Below are 14,344 nucleotides of genomic sequence, written 5' to 3' on the forward strand. Positions count from 1 at the left end.
GGACATGCGCGTCTACCTCGGTTCCGACCACGCCGGCTACGAGCTGAAGAGTCACCTCGTGAACTACCTCGCCAAGCAGGGGTACGAAGTCGTCGACGTCGGGCCCCACGTCTACGACCCCGAGGACGACTACCCCGCGTTCTGCCTCAACACCGGCGCCAAGGTGGTCGCCGACGAGGGCAGCCTGGGCATCGTCATCGGCGGCTCGGGCAACGGCGAGCAGATCGCCGCCAACAAGATCGCCGGCGTCCGCTCCGCCCTGGCCTGGAAGGTCGAGATCGCCCAGCTCGCCCGCCAGCACAACGACTCCAACGTCCTCGCGATCGGCGCCCGCCAGCACACCCTCGACGAGGCGTCCGCGATGGCCGAGGCGTTCCTGACCACGCCGTTCTCGGGCAACGAGCGGCACGCCCGCCGGATCGCCCAGCTCGCCGAGTACGAGCAGAGCCGCGAGCTGCCGGAGCTGCCCGCCTCCTGACCGTCGCGCGCTTGGGCGCTCCCGTGACTGTCGCGCGCCGGCCCGCCGACCTGGCTGGCGTTGCGCGGTCCTGCGCCTGCCGGTGCTGCGGTGCTGCGGTGCTCGGGGCCGTCAGCGGCGGGGCAGGTCCTCGCGGGGCACCCGGTTGCGCCGGACGATCGTCAGCGTCAGCGGCGGGGCAGGTCCTCGCGGGGCACCCAGTTGCGCCGGACGATCGTCAGCCCGGCCTCGGCGGCGGCGATGTCCTCGTCGGTGGGCCGGGCGGCGTCCCGGGCCCGCAGCGCCGCGGTCACGCTGACCTGCGACGAGCCCGAGCCGACCAGGCCGCGCAGACCACGCTCGGCCTGGTCCTCGCCGCCGGGCCCGGTTCCCGCGGCTGGGCGGGTGCCCTGCGCCGCCTGCCGTCCGCCCTGCGCTGAGGCCCCGGCGGCGCGCGTCGCCTGTCCCGCGGGCGCCGCACCTCGCGTCGCCTGTCCCGACGGGGTCGCACCTCGCGTCGCCTGTCCCGACGGCCGCCCGGCCTGTGCTGTCGCCGGTCGGGCCTGTCGCCCGGCTCCCGCCACCGGTTTGGCCGGAAGCTTGTCGCCGCCGTTGGGGGGAGGCGCGGGCTTGGGCGCCGGCGTCTCCTCCGGGTCGTGCACCGGGGCGGTCTCCGCCGCGATCTCACCCGTCCCTGTCGCGACCGGCTCCGGCGGGGTCGCATCATGGCCCGGAGAGGCCGTCTCCACGGAGTCCGGGTCCACGGGGCCCGGCGGTGCGGTCACAGCGTAATTCGGCGGGGCCGGGTCGGGCCGCGCGGCGGTCGCGGCCTTGGCCGCCGAGGGGGGACGCAGGCGGCGGCGCCGGCGTTCGGGTGGATCGCCCATACCGCCGAACCTACCGCCGCCGGGCCCACTCAGAACACCTCGGCCGGTTGCGGCAGCCGGTGCCACGCGAAGGCCACCGCCGTGCGCCGCAGCGCTCCCGGGGTCAGCTCGCGCACCCGGCCGGCGGCGGCGAGCGCGGCGAGGGAGACCCCACCCAGGTACGTCGCCCCGAGATCGAGCACGTCACAAGCCACATCGGCCGGGGCGCCGGTCCGGGTGCAGGTGGCCGTGCCGTCCTCGGCGACCGTGAGCCGCCAGCGTCCCTGGTTCGCGTCGAGCAGCCGGTCGGTGACGTCCAGCACCACGTCGAGCGGCGCCGAATAGCGCCGGGCACTCAGCGCGGCGGGCACGTCGACGACCCGGATCCACAGCGCGTCGGCGAGTTCGGCGCCCAGCCGGCGCGGTTCGTCGACGAGGTGCAGCAGGGGGTCGTCGAGCGCGGCCATGCCGTACGTCACGCGGCGCACGAGGTCGAGCGAGAGCACGAAGCGCCACAGCGTGAGACATGTCTCCGGGTCGGCTGCCACGAGGTCCTGGAGGTGCACCTCGCCGTCCGGGCCCTTCTCGGTCCAGCCGCGCTTGACCCGCCAGAGCGCGTAGCCGGTCGGGCCTTCCGGCGTCTCCCGTACGACGCCGTGCAGTCGTGTGGCGCCGCCGCGCTGGGACTCGTCGTCGAACAGCACGAATTTCCACCACGTGTCGTCCCGCCCCGACCAGCCCGTCCGTTCGGCGCGCAACCGGTCGCGCACGGCGGCGAAATCGGCGTACCCGGTCCGCGGGTCGACTGCCCGGAGCCGGCCCTTGGCCGACGTGGCCGCATCGGCGGCGGGGAGACGTACCTCGGGGGTGGCGATGTTCAGCCGGAGGCGCTGAGCGGCGTGGCCGTACCCGAATCGGGGGTAGATCTTGGTCTCGCTGGCCCACAGGACCGCGATCGGCTCGCGCCCGGCGGCCGCGATCTCGCCGAGCTGGCGGTGCATCATCCGGGTGAGCAACCCCCGGCGGCGATGGGTCGGCGCGACGCCGACCAGGGAGATGTGCGCGGCGGGCACGATCGTCCCGGGCACGGTCAATTCTCTGGTGTACGCGGCCGCGTGCCCGGCGACCACGTCACCGTCCTCGGCCACCAGGGAGCGCCCGGGCTCCCAGACCGACTGTTCGGCGTCGCGGGTTTCCTGCGACCACGACTCGTGGAAAAGACCGGTCAGCAGATCACAGATCGCGTCCCAGTCCTGCGCGGTGCCCGCCCTGATCACTATGTCGGAGGCATCCATGCTGTTTGTGTAACGGACGGCGCGCGCGGCGGCGAGCGATTTGTTTGCTCGTTACTCTCGATGCAGGGCGGCGCACGGCCGTGCCGGGGGAGGGGAATGATGCCGGAGCAACCGCAGTGGCCCGAGCGGACGCTCGACATGCCGCCGCAGGATCCGTGGGCCGATCCGCCCACGACGGACATGCCGCCGCGCCCCGCCGGCCAGCAGCCGCGCCCCACAGGTCAGCAGCAGCGCTCCGCCGGTCAGCAGCCGCGCCCCGCCGGTGAGCAGCAGCCCAAGACCCGCGTGTGGGGTGCGAGCGACGCGCCGGTGTCCGGTGGCGCTCCCGCCTCGGGCCGTGCTCCCGCCTCGGGCCGCGCCTCCGCCTCCGGTCGTGCTCCGGGCTTCGACGGCGGTCCTGCTTCCGGTCGTGCTCCGGGCTCGGCCGCCTCCGGTCGCGCTCCGGGCTCGGACCGCGGTCCCGCGTCCGGCTTCGGTGGCGCGTCCGCCGATCCGACCGCCATCCATCCGGGCAGCGCGCCGCCGCACCAGGGCACCGCGCCGCTGCAGGGCGGTGGCGGTCCGCAGGGCACCGCGCCGCTGACGGGTGGCGGTCCGCAAGGCACCGCGGCATTCGGGGGCAGTGGCGCTTATCCGGGCGTGGCGCCGCAGCAGCCCGTGCCGCCGTCGCCGTTCTCGAGCGGGCGGGCCTCGGTGACGCCGCGGTCCCGGCCGCAGGAGAATGTCGCCGAGCACGAGCCGACCGGCACCGGCTGGCCCGACGCCGAGGCCCCGCGCCCGCAGCGTCCGCTCGGCTGGCACCTGAGCCAGCTGCGCCGCGGCGGGGAGTGGAGCTTCGCCGGGCTGCTGTTCGACTTCGTCTGCTGGGGCATCTGGACCATCTCGACGAACACCGGCGACTTCACCTCGCCGATCATCACCTTCATCGTGGCGCTGCTGGTGGCGGTGGGCGTCTTCGCGCTGGCCCGGCTGATCGGCCGGATCGTGCTCGAGCGCCAGCTGGGCCGTGAGCGGCACACGGCTAAAGGCTCGCACATCGTCGCCGGGGTCTTCCTGGTCGGCGTCGGCATCGCCCACCTGCAGCAGACCGAGTGGGTCATGGACGCCGTTCACTGGGTCACCGGCCTCTTCGGCTGACAGCCGCCTTCCCGCAACCAGCCGCCTTCCCGCAACGACGGCGCACCGATCACATCCGGTGCGCCGTCGCCGTTTCCGCGAGCCCGTGCTCCCACGAAGCCGCCGGCGCGGATCACCCCCGGCCGCGCAAGCCAGCCCCGGCCGCGCAAGCCAGCCCCGGCGCGCGAGCCAGCCCCGGCGCGGGAGTCAGTCCCGGCCGCTCAGCTCAGTCCCGGCGCTCAGCCCGGGCCGCGCCGCTTTGTCCCGGCCGCGCGCGTCTGCCCAGGTTGAGCAGCTCAGCTCCGGACGCGTGGGTCAGCCTCGGCCGCTCATGGCGGTGCCGGTCTCCAGCAGCGACTTGAGGTCGCTGAGCACCCAGGCCCAGCCCCCGCCGCCGGCCTCGTCCAGCGGCGACCCCGCGACCATCGTCGACGTCGCCGGCGCCCCGGTCAGCTCGTGCGTGAGCGTCAGCCGGCACACGCCCGGCTGCGACTTGAGTTCCTCGATCAGGTAGGTCAGCGTGGTGAACGGCTCGCCCGCCGTCGCCGGGTCCATGAGCATGCGCCAGGTCTGCTTGAGCAGCCGGGGCGGGTCGGACTCGAGGACCTCGCCGTCGACGATGACGTCCGGCATCGGCCAGCCGTTCTCCTTGGCGAAGTCGCGCATCTCCCGGGTGGGCACCGACTTGTACGACCCGCCGGGCTTCAGCTCGAAGTAGGCCGGCGCCGCGTAGCCGTACTTGACGGTCCACTCCGGGTCGGTGATCGCGGTCCAGATCTTCTCGGGGGTGCTCCGGATCCAGACCCGGAACACCTGGGTGGTCAGCGGCTCGGTCATGGCTCGTCCTCCAGTGCTGTCTTGAGGTCGACGAGCGCCGTCACGTGACGCTCGGTGTACTTGTCGATCCACCTGTCGTGGATCAGCCGGATCGGCACGGGGTTGAGGAAGTGCAGCTTCTCCCGGCCCGATCGGCGGGTGACCACGAGCCCGGCCTCCTCCAGCACCTTCAGGTGCTTGGCGACGCCGAAGCGGCTCATCGTCACCTCGGACTCGAGCTCGGTGAGCGTGCGGCCCTCCCGGGCGAACAGCAGGTCGAGCAGCAGACGCCGGGTGGGGTCGGCCAGCGCCTTGAACACCCTGTCGTCGTCTACCATGACGCTAAGTTAGGTGACCAAAAGGTCACATGTCAAGGTTGAGAAAAGCCCGCCCCGGGAGGGCGGGCTACGTCAGCGGCCTTTGCGCACCAGGCGGCGCAGCTGGATGATCCGGGCGGCGGCGACGGCCATGGCGATGACGGCACCCGCGACGCCGGCAATCAGAAGGGCGAGCGCGAGCGGGATCTGGCCCTCCATCCACAGGAAGCTGATGCGCGCCCCGCCGGTGTTCTGCGCCACGAAGATGATGAGCAGGACGAGTACGGCGACACCTGCCCACACGCCGGCCCACACGGCGCTCGTCCGGGTCCACGGGACCTGCGCCTTGCGGGGAGCGGGCGCATCCCCAGCGGGGCCGAGGCCGGCGAGCGTCTGCGCCAGCTCGTCGGGCAGCGGCGGCGAGTCCGGCTTGCGCGCGGGGTCGGGCGCGGGGAACGGCTCGTGCTCCGAGGTGTAGGACATAGTGCGCATTCTCCCGCGAAAGGCCCCGCATCAAGCCGGAAATGCGCGGGTCAGCCCACGTACTTGCGGGCTGCCGAGCGGCGTTGCGCCTCGTCGAGGGGGCGGAGGCGGCGCTCGACGGTGCGGGGGCGCGGCCGGCGCTCGCGCACGAGCCACGGGAGTCCGCGGGCGGCGTCCCAGGCGGCGAGCACGGAGGTCCGGTCGCGGGGGACGGTCCGGGCGAGGAAGGCGGTCCGGCGCAGCGCGGGACCGAGCGGGCGGCGCAACCACGTGAACCACAACGTGTTGCGGAGGCCGTTGCGGCGGCGCAGGCGCGAGTCGCGTACCCGGGAAGCCTGGTGATGCACCACCAGCTCCTCGCTGTAGCAGAGCTCCCAGCCCGCACTCAGCAGATCGGTGGCGAGCAGCTCCTCCTCGCCGCCCAGCCACAGCCGCGCGTTGAAGCCGCCGCACGCGAGATAGGCGTCACGCCGCACGACCGACGCGCCGGCCAGGAAGCTGCCCAGGGCGGGCCCCGGCAGCCACGGCGGCGCCGGCACGGGGGAGTCCCGCAACTCGGCCACCACGGGGTCCTCGATCCCGGACGGCTCGACCACGATGCGGGCATTGAGGACCGCGATCCGGGGGTACGCCTTGAGCAGCTTGACGGCAAGCTCCAGCGACCCGGGCTCCCACCACGTGTCGTCGTCGCAGAAGGCCACATAGGGCGTCTCGAGCCGGCGTACGCCCACGGTCCGTCCGACGGCCCCGAGGTTCTCGCCCAGGGCGACGACGTCCACCTCGGGGAACCGGGAGCGGACCGCGTCGGCTGTGCCATCGGTGGAGCCGTTGTCGACAAGCACCACGGGTGGCCGCTCGGGCAGCGCGCACAACCGTTCCACCGCTGCGAGTGCCTCGTCGCGCCGGTTCCAGGTGATGACTACCACGCCGATCTCTGCTCCACTCACGGACCGCGATTGCCCGTAGGCGATCGATCCATGGAGTTATCCACGACACATCACCCGGACGTGGTCAAGACGTCAACGCAGCGTAAGCGATTAGTCGCCCCGCGCCCGGGCAAGCGTTCGTCCATGACCCAGGACCAGTACACGCGTCAGGACCCGCGGAGCCAGTACCCCAAGCCCGAGCTCGACGGCGGCGACCAGGATCACCCCGGCCTCACCGGCGGCATGCCGGACCGTCCCGACCACGGCGAGGAGAGCTACCGGGGCAGTGGCCGGCTGACGGGACGCCGGGCGGTCATCACCGGCGGCGACTCCGGCATCGGCCGCGCCGTCGCCATCGCGTACGCCCGGGAGGGCGCCGACGTCCTCATCTCCTACCTGCCCGAGGAGGAGGAAGACGCCCTCGAGACGGCGCAGCTGATCGAGAAGGCGGGGCGCAAGGCGGTCCGCGTCCCCGGCGACATCCGCGACGAGGCGCACTGCCAGGCCATCATCGACCGGGCGGTGGCCGACCTGGGCGGCATCGACATCCTCGTCAACAACGCCGCCTACCAGATGGCCCAGCCCGGCGGCATCGAGGACATCACGACCGACCAGTTCGACCGCGTGATGAAGACCAACCTCTACGCGATGTTCTGGCTCTCCCGCGCCGCCGTCCCCCACCTCGAGCCGGGCGCCACGATCATCAACACCGCCTCGATCCAGGCGTACCAGTCCTCGTACTCGCTGCTCGACTACGCGACCACCAAGGGCGGCATCGTCGCCTTCACCAAGGCCCTCGCCGAGGAGCTCGCCACCAAGGGCATCCGCGTGAACGCCGTCGCCCCGGGCCCCATCTGGACCCCCCTCATCCCGGCCACCATGCCCGAGGAGAAAGTGAAATCCTTCGGCTCCGACACCCCCCTGGCCCGAGCCGGCCAACCCGCCGAACTGGCCCCCGCCTACGTCTACTTCGCCACCAACGAAAGCAGCTACACCACCGGCGAAGTCCTAGGCATCACCGGCGGCAAACCCGTCAGCTAACCCACCCCGCGTCGTCTCGTCGGGCGTCGTCTCGCCCGGGTCGGCTCGCCCGCGTCGCCCGGGTCGGCTCGCCCGCGTCGCCCGGGTCGGCTCGCCCGCGTCGCCCGGGTCGGCTCGCCCGCGTCGCCCGGGTCGGTTCATCCGGTGTCGCCCACGTCGCCCGCCTCGTCCGGTATCGCCCGCGTCGGCTCGCCCCGCGTCGCCGGTCCGGCCCACTGGGCTCTCCTCGCGCCGGGCCGCAAGCAACCCACTCGGGTCGGACCACCCGTCCCCACCAACGACGCCCACCCCGAAACGCGTACCAGTGAAGTGACCGCCAGACCTCCCCGCGCCAAGCGCAAGCAACCGCACCGTGGGGGTTCGGGGGGCTCGGCCCCCCGGCAAAATGCGAGTTGGCCCCGTCCGCGCTCTCCGCGGACAGGGCCAACCCACCAACGAGCGGGCGACGAGAATCGAACTCGCGTAATCAGTTTGGAAGACTGAGGCTCTACCATTGAGCTACGCCCGCGTGGCCCCGAGCGGTGCTCGGGGCCGCCGCCAGACTACTGAATCTTCGGGCGGTTGGCTAACCGGTTCCCCCGCGTGGCGCATCGGGCGACGCCGAGGCACACGCCACGGGGCCGACCGCATACACTAGCCTGCGGCCTCCGGGGTGTGGCGCAGTTTGGTAGCGCACTCGCTTTGGGAGCGAGGGGCCGTGGGTTCAAATCCCGCCACCCCGACTTTCACCTATACGAAGAGATCCATCCAAGGAGTACGCCTGTGAAGAGCACCGTCGAGACTCTGAGTCCGACCCGGGTGCGGCTGGCCATCGAGGTGCCGTTCGACGAGCTGAAGCCCAGCCTGCAGAAGGCGTACCGCGAGATCGGGTCCTCGATCCAGATCCCCGGCTTCCGCAAGGGCAAGATCCCGTCGGCCGTCATCGATCAGCGGGTCGGCCGGGGCGCGGTGCTCAACGAGGCCGTGCAGGAGGCGATCCCGCAGCAGATCCTGGCCGCGGTTCGTGAGCACGAGGTGAAGACCCTGGGCCGTCCCGAGGTGGAGATCACCGAGTTCGCCGACAACGAGCCGCTGAAGTTCACGGCCGAGGTCGACGTCCGCCCGGAGATCGCCATCCCGGACCTGTCGGCGATCAAGGTCGAGGTGCCGGCCGTCGAGATCGGCGACAACGAGATCGACGAGCAGATCAACGGCCTGCGTGAGCGCTTCGCCACGCTGAAGACCGTGGAGCGGCCGGCCGAGGAGGGCGACTACGTCCAGCTCGACCTGCGCGCGACGGTCGACGGCGAGGAGGTGCCGGGCGGCTCGGCCACCAACATCTCGCACGAGGTCGGCAGCAAGCAGCTGCTCCCGGGTCTCGACGAGGTCCTGGTCGGCCTGTCCGCCGACGCGGAGACGACCTTCACCACGCAGCTGGTGGGCGGCGACTTCGCCGGGCGGGACGCGCAGGTCGAGGTCAAGGTCCGCTCGGTCAAGGACAAGCAGCTCCCCGAGATCAACGACGAGTTCGCGCAGATGGCGAGCGAGTTCGACACCCTCGACGAGCTGAAGGCCGACCTCAAGGAGCGGCTGGGCAAGGTCAAGAAGGTCGAGCAGATCTACGCGGCCCGGGACGAGGCGCTCAAGCAGCTCGTCGAGGCGGCCGAGATCCCCGCGCCCGAGGGCATCGTCAAGGACGAGGTCGAGGGTCGCAAGCAGGCCATGACCGACCAGCTGGAGCGGATCGGCGCGACCCTCGAGGACTACCTCGCCTCCGAGGAGAAGACCGAGGAGCAGATCGACACCGAGCTGACCGAGGCCGCCACCGAGGGCGTCAAGATTCAGCTGCTGCTGGACACCATCGCCGACCGCGACGACATCCAGGTCAGCGACGACGAGTTCGGGCACGAGATCGTGCACCGCGCGCAGCGGGCCCAGATGCAGCCCCAGCAGTACTACGACCAGCTGGTGCAGTCGGGTGCGGCCGCGGCCGTCTTCGGCGACGTGCGCCGGGGCAAGGCGCTGGCCAGCGTCATGGAGCAGGTCGAGATGAAGGACACCGCGGGCACCGTCCTCACCCTCGACGACCTGCGCGAGGCGAGCGACGACCACGCCGGTCACAACCACTGATCTTCCTCCGGAGCAGGCCGCCGCGTGATGTGGCGGCCTTTTCCGTCTTCGTGACGGCGCCGGACCCCTGGTGCGCTGTCAGCGAACACCTGCCCGAGCGGGAAGCTGATGCGCAAAGGACCGGTTAGGTTGGTCGTACGACGGACAACCTGCCGGCCGGAAGCTCGGCCGACACAGTCAGCTGTGAAGGGCTGCCATGACCGATCTGCACATCCCTGCGAGTCCCACGCTGCGTGGTGACTCCCTCAGTGGCAACCTGGACGACTCGGTCTACAACCGCCTGCTGCGCGAGCGGATCATCTTCCTCGGCAGTGAGGTGACCGATCAGGTTGCCAACCGCATCTGCGCCCAGCTGCTGCTGCTCTCCGCGGAGGACCCGGAGCGCGACATCAACCTCTGGATCAACTCGCCGGGTGGTTCCGTCTACTCCGGCATGGCGATCTACGACACCATGCAGTTCATCGACAACGACGTCTCGACCGTCGCGATGGGCATGGCGGCGTCGATGGGCCAGCTGCTGCTTTGCGCCGGCACGGCGGGCAAGCGCTACGCGCTCCCGCACGCGCGGATCATGATGCACCAGCCGTCCGGCGGCGTGGGTGGCACCGCGGCCGACATCGCCATCCAGGCCGAGCAGATGCTCTACACCAAGCGCATGTTCCAGGAGCGGGTGGCCCACCACACCGGCCAGGACCAGGCGACCATCGAAGCCGACTCCGACCGGGACCGCTGGTTCACGGCGCAGGAGGCCAAGGACTACGGCTTCATCGACAAGGTGATCACCGGGGCGACGCAGGTCCCCGAGGGCGCCGGAACGCTGAACTGAGGAGCTGACCAATGACAGACCTGACGATGCCTCCCGGGTTCGCACCGGTGCACAACCGCTACGTCCTGCCCTCGTTCGTCGAGCGCACGTCGTACGGCGTGAAGGAGTCGAACCCGTACAACAAGATGTTCGAGGACCGGATCATCTTCCTCGGCGTCCAGGTGGACGACGCGTCGGCCAACGACGTGATGGCCCAGCTGCTGACGCTGGAGAGCGCCGACCCGGACCGCGACATCATCATGTACATCAACTCGCCCGGTGGCTCGTTCACGGCCATGACGGCGATCTACGACACCATGCAGTACATCCGTCCCGACATCAGCACGGTCTGCCTGGGCCAGGCGGCCAGCGCGGCGGCGGTGCTGCTCGCCGGCGGCTCGCCGGGCAAGCGGATGGCGCTCCCGCACTCGCGGATCATCATCCACCAGCCGGCCACCGAGGGCGGCTACGGTCAGGGCTCGGACATCGAGATCCAGGCCCGCGAGATCCTGCGCATGCGCACCCAGCTCGAGGAGCTGACCGCCAAGCACACCGGTCAGCCGATCGAGAAGGTCCGCAAGGACATCGACCGCGACAAGATCATGACGGCCGCCGAGGCCAAGGAGTACGGCATCGTCGACACGGTGCTCGCCACCCGCAAGAAGAGCCTGCAGGCCGCCGGCGTCGGCAGCTGACGCAGGTCGCGACAGCTGTCGCCGTTCGTCCGTCGGGTGCCCGGGTTCCGGCCCGGGCACCGTCGGCGTTCCGTGGGTAGGGTGTTGCAGACGCCCGCCGCGGGTGAAGGGCCCCGATCCGTTGAACCACCTGCCCGCCGGAGCCGTGTTCTGGTCCAGCGGGAGCAAGCGCGGAGCCCTCCGCGGCGCAAGCTAGACTGACTGGCCCCTGACACGCCCGTTTTGGGGGGTCGGAGAACAGCCCTTTTGCGGGTAACGTCGAGTCGGCAACCTCAGTAACGCACGTCGGCAGACGATGAACTGTGCAAGACGATGATTTGGCAACGAGGAAGATCGTCCTCAGCCGAGGGCCGGTGCGAGCCGGCCTATGAGCGCAGGGAGTATGTAGGTGGCACGGATCGGCGACGGTGGCGACCTACTGAAGTGCTCGTTCTGCGGTAAGTCGCAGAAGCAGGTCAAGAAGCTCATCGCGGGCCCTGGGGTCTACATCTGCGACGAGTGCATCGACCTCTGCAACGAGATCATCGAGGAGGAGCTGGCCGAGACCGGCGAGGTGAAGTGGGAAGAGCTTCCCAAGCCGATGGAGATCTGCCAGTTCCTGGACAACTACGTGGTGGGGCAGGAGAACGCCAAGAAGGCTCTCTCCGTCGCCGTCTACAACCACTACAAGCGGATCCAGGCCGAGTCGAACGGCGCGCCCGGCGCGGGCAGCGACGTCGAGGTGGCCAAGTCCAACATCATGCTCATCGGCCCCACGGGCTGCGGCAAGACGCACCTGGCGCAGACGCTCGCCCGGATGCTCAACGTCCCCTTCGCCATCGCGGACGCCACGGCCCTGACCGAGGCGGGCTATGTCGGTGAGGACGTCGAGAACATCCTGCTGAAGCTCATCCAGGCCGCCGACTACGACGTGAAGCGCGCCGAGCAGGGCATCATCTACATCGACGAGGTCGACAAGATTGCCCGCAAGAGCGAGAACCCGTCGATCACCCGCGACGTCTCCGGCGAGGGCGTGCAGCAGGCCCTGCTGAAGATCCTGGAGGGCACGGTCGCCAACGTGCCGCCGCAGGGCGGACGCAAGCACCCGCACCAGGAGTTCATCCAGATCGACACCACCAACGTGCTGTTCATCGTCGGTGGCGCCTTCGCGGGGCTGGACCGCATCATCGAGTCGCGCGTCGGCAAGAGCGGCGTCGGCTTCGGCGCCCACCTCCGCTCGGTCTCGGAGCGCAACACCGACGACATCTTCAGCAAGGTCATGCCGGAGGACATGCTGAAGTTCGGGCTGATCCCCGAGTTCATCGGCCGGCTCCCGGTGATCACCACGGTGCGCAACCTCGACCGCGAGGCGCTCATCAAGATCCTGACCGAGCCGCGGAACGCGTACGTGAAGCAGTACCAGCGGCTCTTCGAGCTCGACGGCGTGGAGCTGGAGTTCGACGAGGGCGCCCTCGAAGCCATCGCCGACCAGGCCATGCTCCGGGGCACCGGCGCTCGCGGCCTGCGCGCGATCATGGAGGAGGTCCTCCAGAACGTGATGTTCGAGGTGCCCAGCAACCCCGACGCCGCCCGGGTCGTCATCACCCGCGAGGTCGTCGTGGAGAACGTCATCCCGACGATCGTCCCGCGCGAGTTCGGCGGCCGGCGCCCCCGGCGCGAGCGCGAGGAGAAGTCGGCCTGAGCCGTCCTGTGCCCTGACACCACCGCCCGCGCACCCGCGCGTGGCGGTGGTGCTGTTTTTGCGCCCCTGCGCGGTCTTAGGGTGGTGCCATGCGTGTTGCGGTGTGTCAGCTGAATGCTCGCGAGGACCGTACAAGCAATCTGGCCGTGGCCCGGGACCTTCTGGGCCGAGCCGCCGCAGCGGGCGCGACCCTCGCGGTCCTCCCGGAGTACGTCGACTATCTCGGCCCGGGCGCCGACGCCCCGAAGCCGGAAACCGTCGACGGGGAGTTCGCCGCCTTCTTCGCGGGTGCGGCCCGGGAGCTCGGCATCTGGGTCCACGCGGGCTCCTTCCACGAGGCGGGCCCCGACCCCGAGCGCACCTGGAACACGTCGCTGGTCTTCAACCCGCAGGGCGAGCTGACGGCGACCTATCGCAAGATCCACCTGTACGACGTGGAGATCCCGGGGCGCGTCTCCTATCAGGAATCCCGCACGGTGGCGCCGGGGGACTCGCCCGTCGTCGCCGCGGTGGACGGGGTGCCGGTCGGGCTGTCGATCTGCTACGACCTGCGCTTCCCGGAGCTGTACCGGCAGCTGGCCATCGCCGGCGCCAAGGTGCTCGTGGTGCCGGCCGCCTTCATGCTGCACACCGGGCGGGACCACTGGGAGGTGCTGCTGCGGGCGCGGGCGATCGAGAACCAGTGCTACGTGGTGGCGGCGGGGCAGATCGGGGACCATGAGCCGGGGCGTACGTGCTTCGGGCGCAGCATGATCATTGATCCTTGGGGGACGGTGGTCGCCCAGGCGCCGGACACCGTGGGGGTCGTCACCGCGGATCTGGATCTGGGGCGGGTCGAGGAGATTCGGACGACGGTGCCTAGTTTGGCGAACCGGCGGTTGTAGGGGTCTTCGTCTTCCGCTTCGTCCGCGTGCTGGAGGTCCGGCTGTGGGATTTCGCTTCGTTCCCGGGCTTGGCTTCGTTCGCGGGCTTGGCTTCCTTTGCGGGCCTCGGCCTCTTGTGCGGCCTTCAGCTCTTGCGCGGGCTTCGGCCTCTTGCGCGGGCTTCAGCTCTGCGCGGGGCTTCAGTAGGTCTGCAGCAGGTAGCTCACGACTGCGACGCACACCACAGCGCCGGCGGCCAGGAGCATCGCGCCGCCCATCCGGGAGGGGCCGCGCCGGGCTAGGCGGAGCACCGAGACCATGACGGCCACCAGCACCAGAACGCCGATGACCAGCTGAGACAGCGGCATCAGCTGGTCGAAGAGCGCATCCGCTGCGTACGTGTGGTCACCGGCCATGCCTGCAACTCTGGCACGGCCCGGGGCTCGTGCGTGTTACCGGGACGGGAGCCGATTTGCGTTTCGGGTGGGGGACCACGTAACTTTCTCTCTGCCCACGGGGAACCGGGAGGAACGGGGACGAAAGTCGCCGATCTGACGAGTCGCCGGAGGCACGCTTGCCGCAGCGCTAAGCTGTGGGGCACCGGGCGAGGTTGACGCGAAGCGGAACAACGATTTGCGCCAGCGAGAACGACCGGGTAAGGTTTACCGGGTTCGCGGGGAACCGAGCGGATCGATCACCGAGTGATCTCCGGGCGGCCTGCGGGACCATCCGACACGATCCACCCGCTGAGGGTGGCTTCAGCGCGGAAAAACTTGGGCGGTGCGGCGGAGGACTTGGGTCTTGCGCTTGCGGGGCCGACCGGGTAAGTTTGAGCGGTTGCCCCGAGCGGGTCTCCTACCAAGGAGGTCCACAC

15 protein-coding genes and 2 tRNA genes are annotated in these 14,344 nt (G+C 70.6%); 9 read left to right on the forward strand and 8 right to left on the reverse strand.

Translation table 11 applies throughout. From position 1 onward, the window contains the following. The first annotated feature begins 4 nt into the window (after positions 1–4). Positions 5–478: a ribose-5-phosphate isomerase gene (locus RBH18_RS16875; protein ID WP_305789100.1), complete on the forward strand. Its 474-nt coding sequence runs from the start codon at positions 5–7 to the stop codon at positions 476–478. Positions 479–645: 167 nt separating this feature from the next. Here the strand turns inward: RBH18_RS16875 and RBH18_RS44135 are convergent, their stop codons facing one another. Continuing rightward, the gene (locus RBH18_RS44135; RefSeq protein ID WP_372338927.1) at positions 646–1,242 is read right to left on the reverse strand and encodes a hypothetical protein; all 597 of its coding nucleotides are present in this window, start codon (positions 1,240–1,242) and stop codon (positions 646–648) included. Positions 1,243–1,373: 131 nt separating this feature from the next. Further along, positions 1,374–2,618, reverse strand: a complete 1,245-nt coding sequence (locus RBH18_RS16885; RefSeq protein WP_306208760.1) for a GNAT family N-acetyltransferase — start codon at positions 2,616–2,618, stop codon at positions 1,374–1,376. A gap of 99 nt (positions 2,619–2,717) precedes the next feature. On the opposite strand from RBH18_RS16885, the gene RBH18_RS16890 reads away from it, so the two are divergent. Then, positions 2,718–3,755: a DNA-directed RNA polymerase II gene (locus RBH18_RS16890; protein WP_306208761.1), complete on the forward strand. Its 1,038-nt coding sequence runs from the start codon at positions 2,718–2,720 to the stop codon at positions 3,753–3,755. Positions 3,756–4,049: 294 nt separating this feature from the next. Here RBH18_RS16890 and RBH18_RS16895 read toward each other — a convergent pair whose 3' ends face one another. From RBH18_RS16895 to RBH18_RS16910, 4 genes are all read right to left on the reverse strand, one after another. Further along, on the reverse strand, positions 4,050–4,571 hold the full coding sequence (locus RBH18_RS16895) for an SRPBCC domain-containing protein (protein WP_306208762.1): 522 nt from the start codon (positions 4,569–4,571) through the stop codon (positions 4,050–4,052). After that, a complete protein-coding gene (locus RBH18_RS16900) occupies positions 4,568–4,888 on the reverse strand; it encodes an ArsR/SmtB family transcription factor (RefSeq protein WP_306208763.1) in 321 nt (106 codons plus the stop codon). The genes RBH18_RS16895 and RBH18_RS16900 overlap by 4 nt, the downstream gene beginning before the upstream one ends. A gap of 72 nt (positions 4,889–4,960) precedes the next feature. After that, the gene (locus RBH18_RS16905) at positions 4,961–5,350 is read right to left on the reverse strand and encodes a lipopolysaccharide assembly protein LapA domain-containing protein (RefSeq protein WP_306208764.1); all 390 of its coding nucleotides are present in this window, start codon (positions 5,348–5,350) and stop codon (positions 4,961–4,963) included. A gap of 50 nt (positions 5,351–5,400) precedes the next feature. Then, positions 5,401–6,297, reverse strand: coding sequence for a glycosyltransferase family 2 protein (locus tag RBH18_RS16910; RefSeq protein WP_306208765.1), 897 nt, complete (start codon positions 6,295–6,297; stop codon positions 5,401–5,403). Between the two features lie 123 nt (positions 6,298–6,420). Here RBH18_RS16910 and RBH18_RS16915 point away from each other — a divergent pair, with 123 nt between their 5' ends. Then, entirely contained in the window at positions 6,421–7,317 is an 897-nt protein-coding gene (locus RBH18_RS16915; RefSeq protein WP_306208766.1) for an SDR family oxidoreductase, read from the forward strand. A 437-nt stretch (positions 7,318–7,754) separates the two neighbouring features. Here RBH18_RS16915 and RBH18_RS16920 read toward each other — a convergent pair. Continuing rightward, positions 7,755–7,825 (reverse strand) — tRNA-Gly (locus tag RBH18_RS16920). 140 nt (positions 7,826–7,965) lie between these two features. Between RBH18_RS16920 and RBH18_RS16925 the strand changes: the two genes are divergently transcribed. The 6 genes from RBH18_RS16925 to RBH18_RS16950 all read left to right on the forward strand — a co-directional run bounded on the left by RBH18_RS16925 (position 7,966) and on the right by RBH18_RS16950 (position 13,491). Next, a tRNA-Pro gene (locus tag RBH18_RS16925) sits at positions 7,966–8,039 on the forward strand. Positions 8,040–8,079: 40 nt separating this feature from the next. After that, the gene (tig, locus tag RBH18_RS16930) at positions 8,080–9,426 is read left to right on the forward strand and encodes a trigger factor (protein WP_306208767.1); all 1,347 of its coding nucleotides are present in this window, start codon (positions 8,080–8,082) and stop codon (positions 9,424–9,426) included. A gap of 196 nt (positions 9,427–9,622) precedes the next feature. Beyond that, complete coding sequence (locus RBH18_RS16935) at positions 9,623–10,252, forward strand: ATP-dependent Clp protease proteolytic subunit (protein ID WP_306208768.1); 630 nt, start codon at positions 9,623–9,625, stop codon at positions 10,250–10,252. An 11-nt stretch (positions 10,253–10,263) separates the two neighbouring features. Beyond that, the gene (locus RBH18_RS16940) at positions 10,264–10,926 is read left to right on the forward strand and encodes an ATP-dependent Clp protease proteolytic subunit (RefSeq protein ID WP_306208769.1); all 663 of its coding nucleotides are present in this window, start codon (positions 10,264–10,266) and stop codon (positions 10,924–10,926) included. 388 nt (positions 10,927–11,314) lie between these two features. Then, positions 11,315–12,607, forward strand: coding sequence for an ATP-dependent Clp protease ATP-binding subunit ClpX (gene clpX / locus RBH18_RS16945; protein WP_305789088.1), 1,293 nt, complete (start codon positions 11,315–11,317; stop codon positions 12,605–12,607). Between the two features lie 89 nt (positions 12,608–12,696). After that, complete coding sequence (locus RBH18_RS16950) at positions 12,697–13,491, forward strand: carbon-nitrogen hydrolase family protein (RefSeq protein ID WP_306208770.1); 795 nt, start codon at positions 12,697–12,699, stop codon at positions 13,489–13,491. A 179-nt stretch (positions 13,492–13,670) separates the two neighbouring features. Here RBH18_RS16950 and RBH18_RS16955 read toward each other — a convergent pair whose 3' ends face one another. Then, positions 13,671–13,886 carry a hypothetical protein gene (locus tag RBH18_RS16955; RefSeq protein ID WP_306208771.1) on the reverse strand — a complete coding sequence of 72 codons (216 nt, stop codon included), beginning with the start codon at positions 13,884–13,886 and terminating at the stop codon, positions 13,671–13,673. Positions 13,887–14,344: the final 458 nt, after the last annotated feature.

This window comes from Actinoplanes oryzae (assembly GCF_030757795.1).
GTDB lineage: Bacteria > Actinomycetota > Actinomycetes > Mycobacteriales > Micromonosporaceae > Actinoplanes.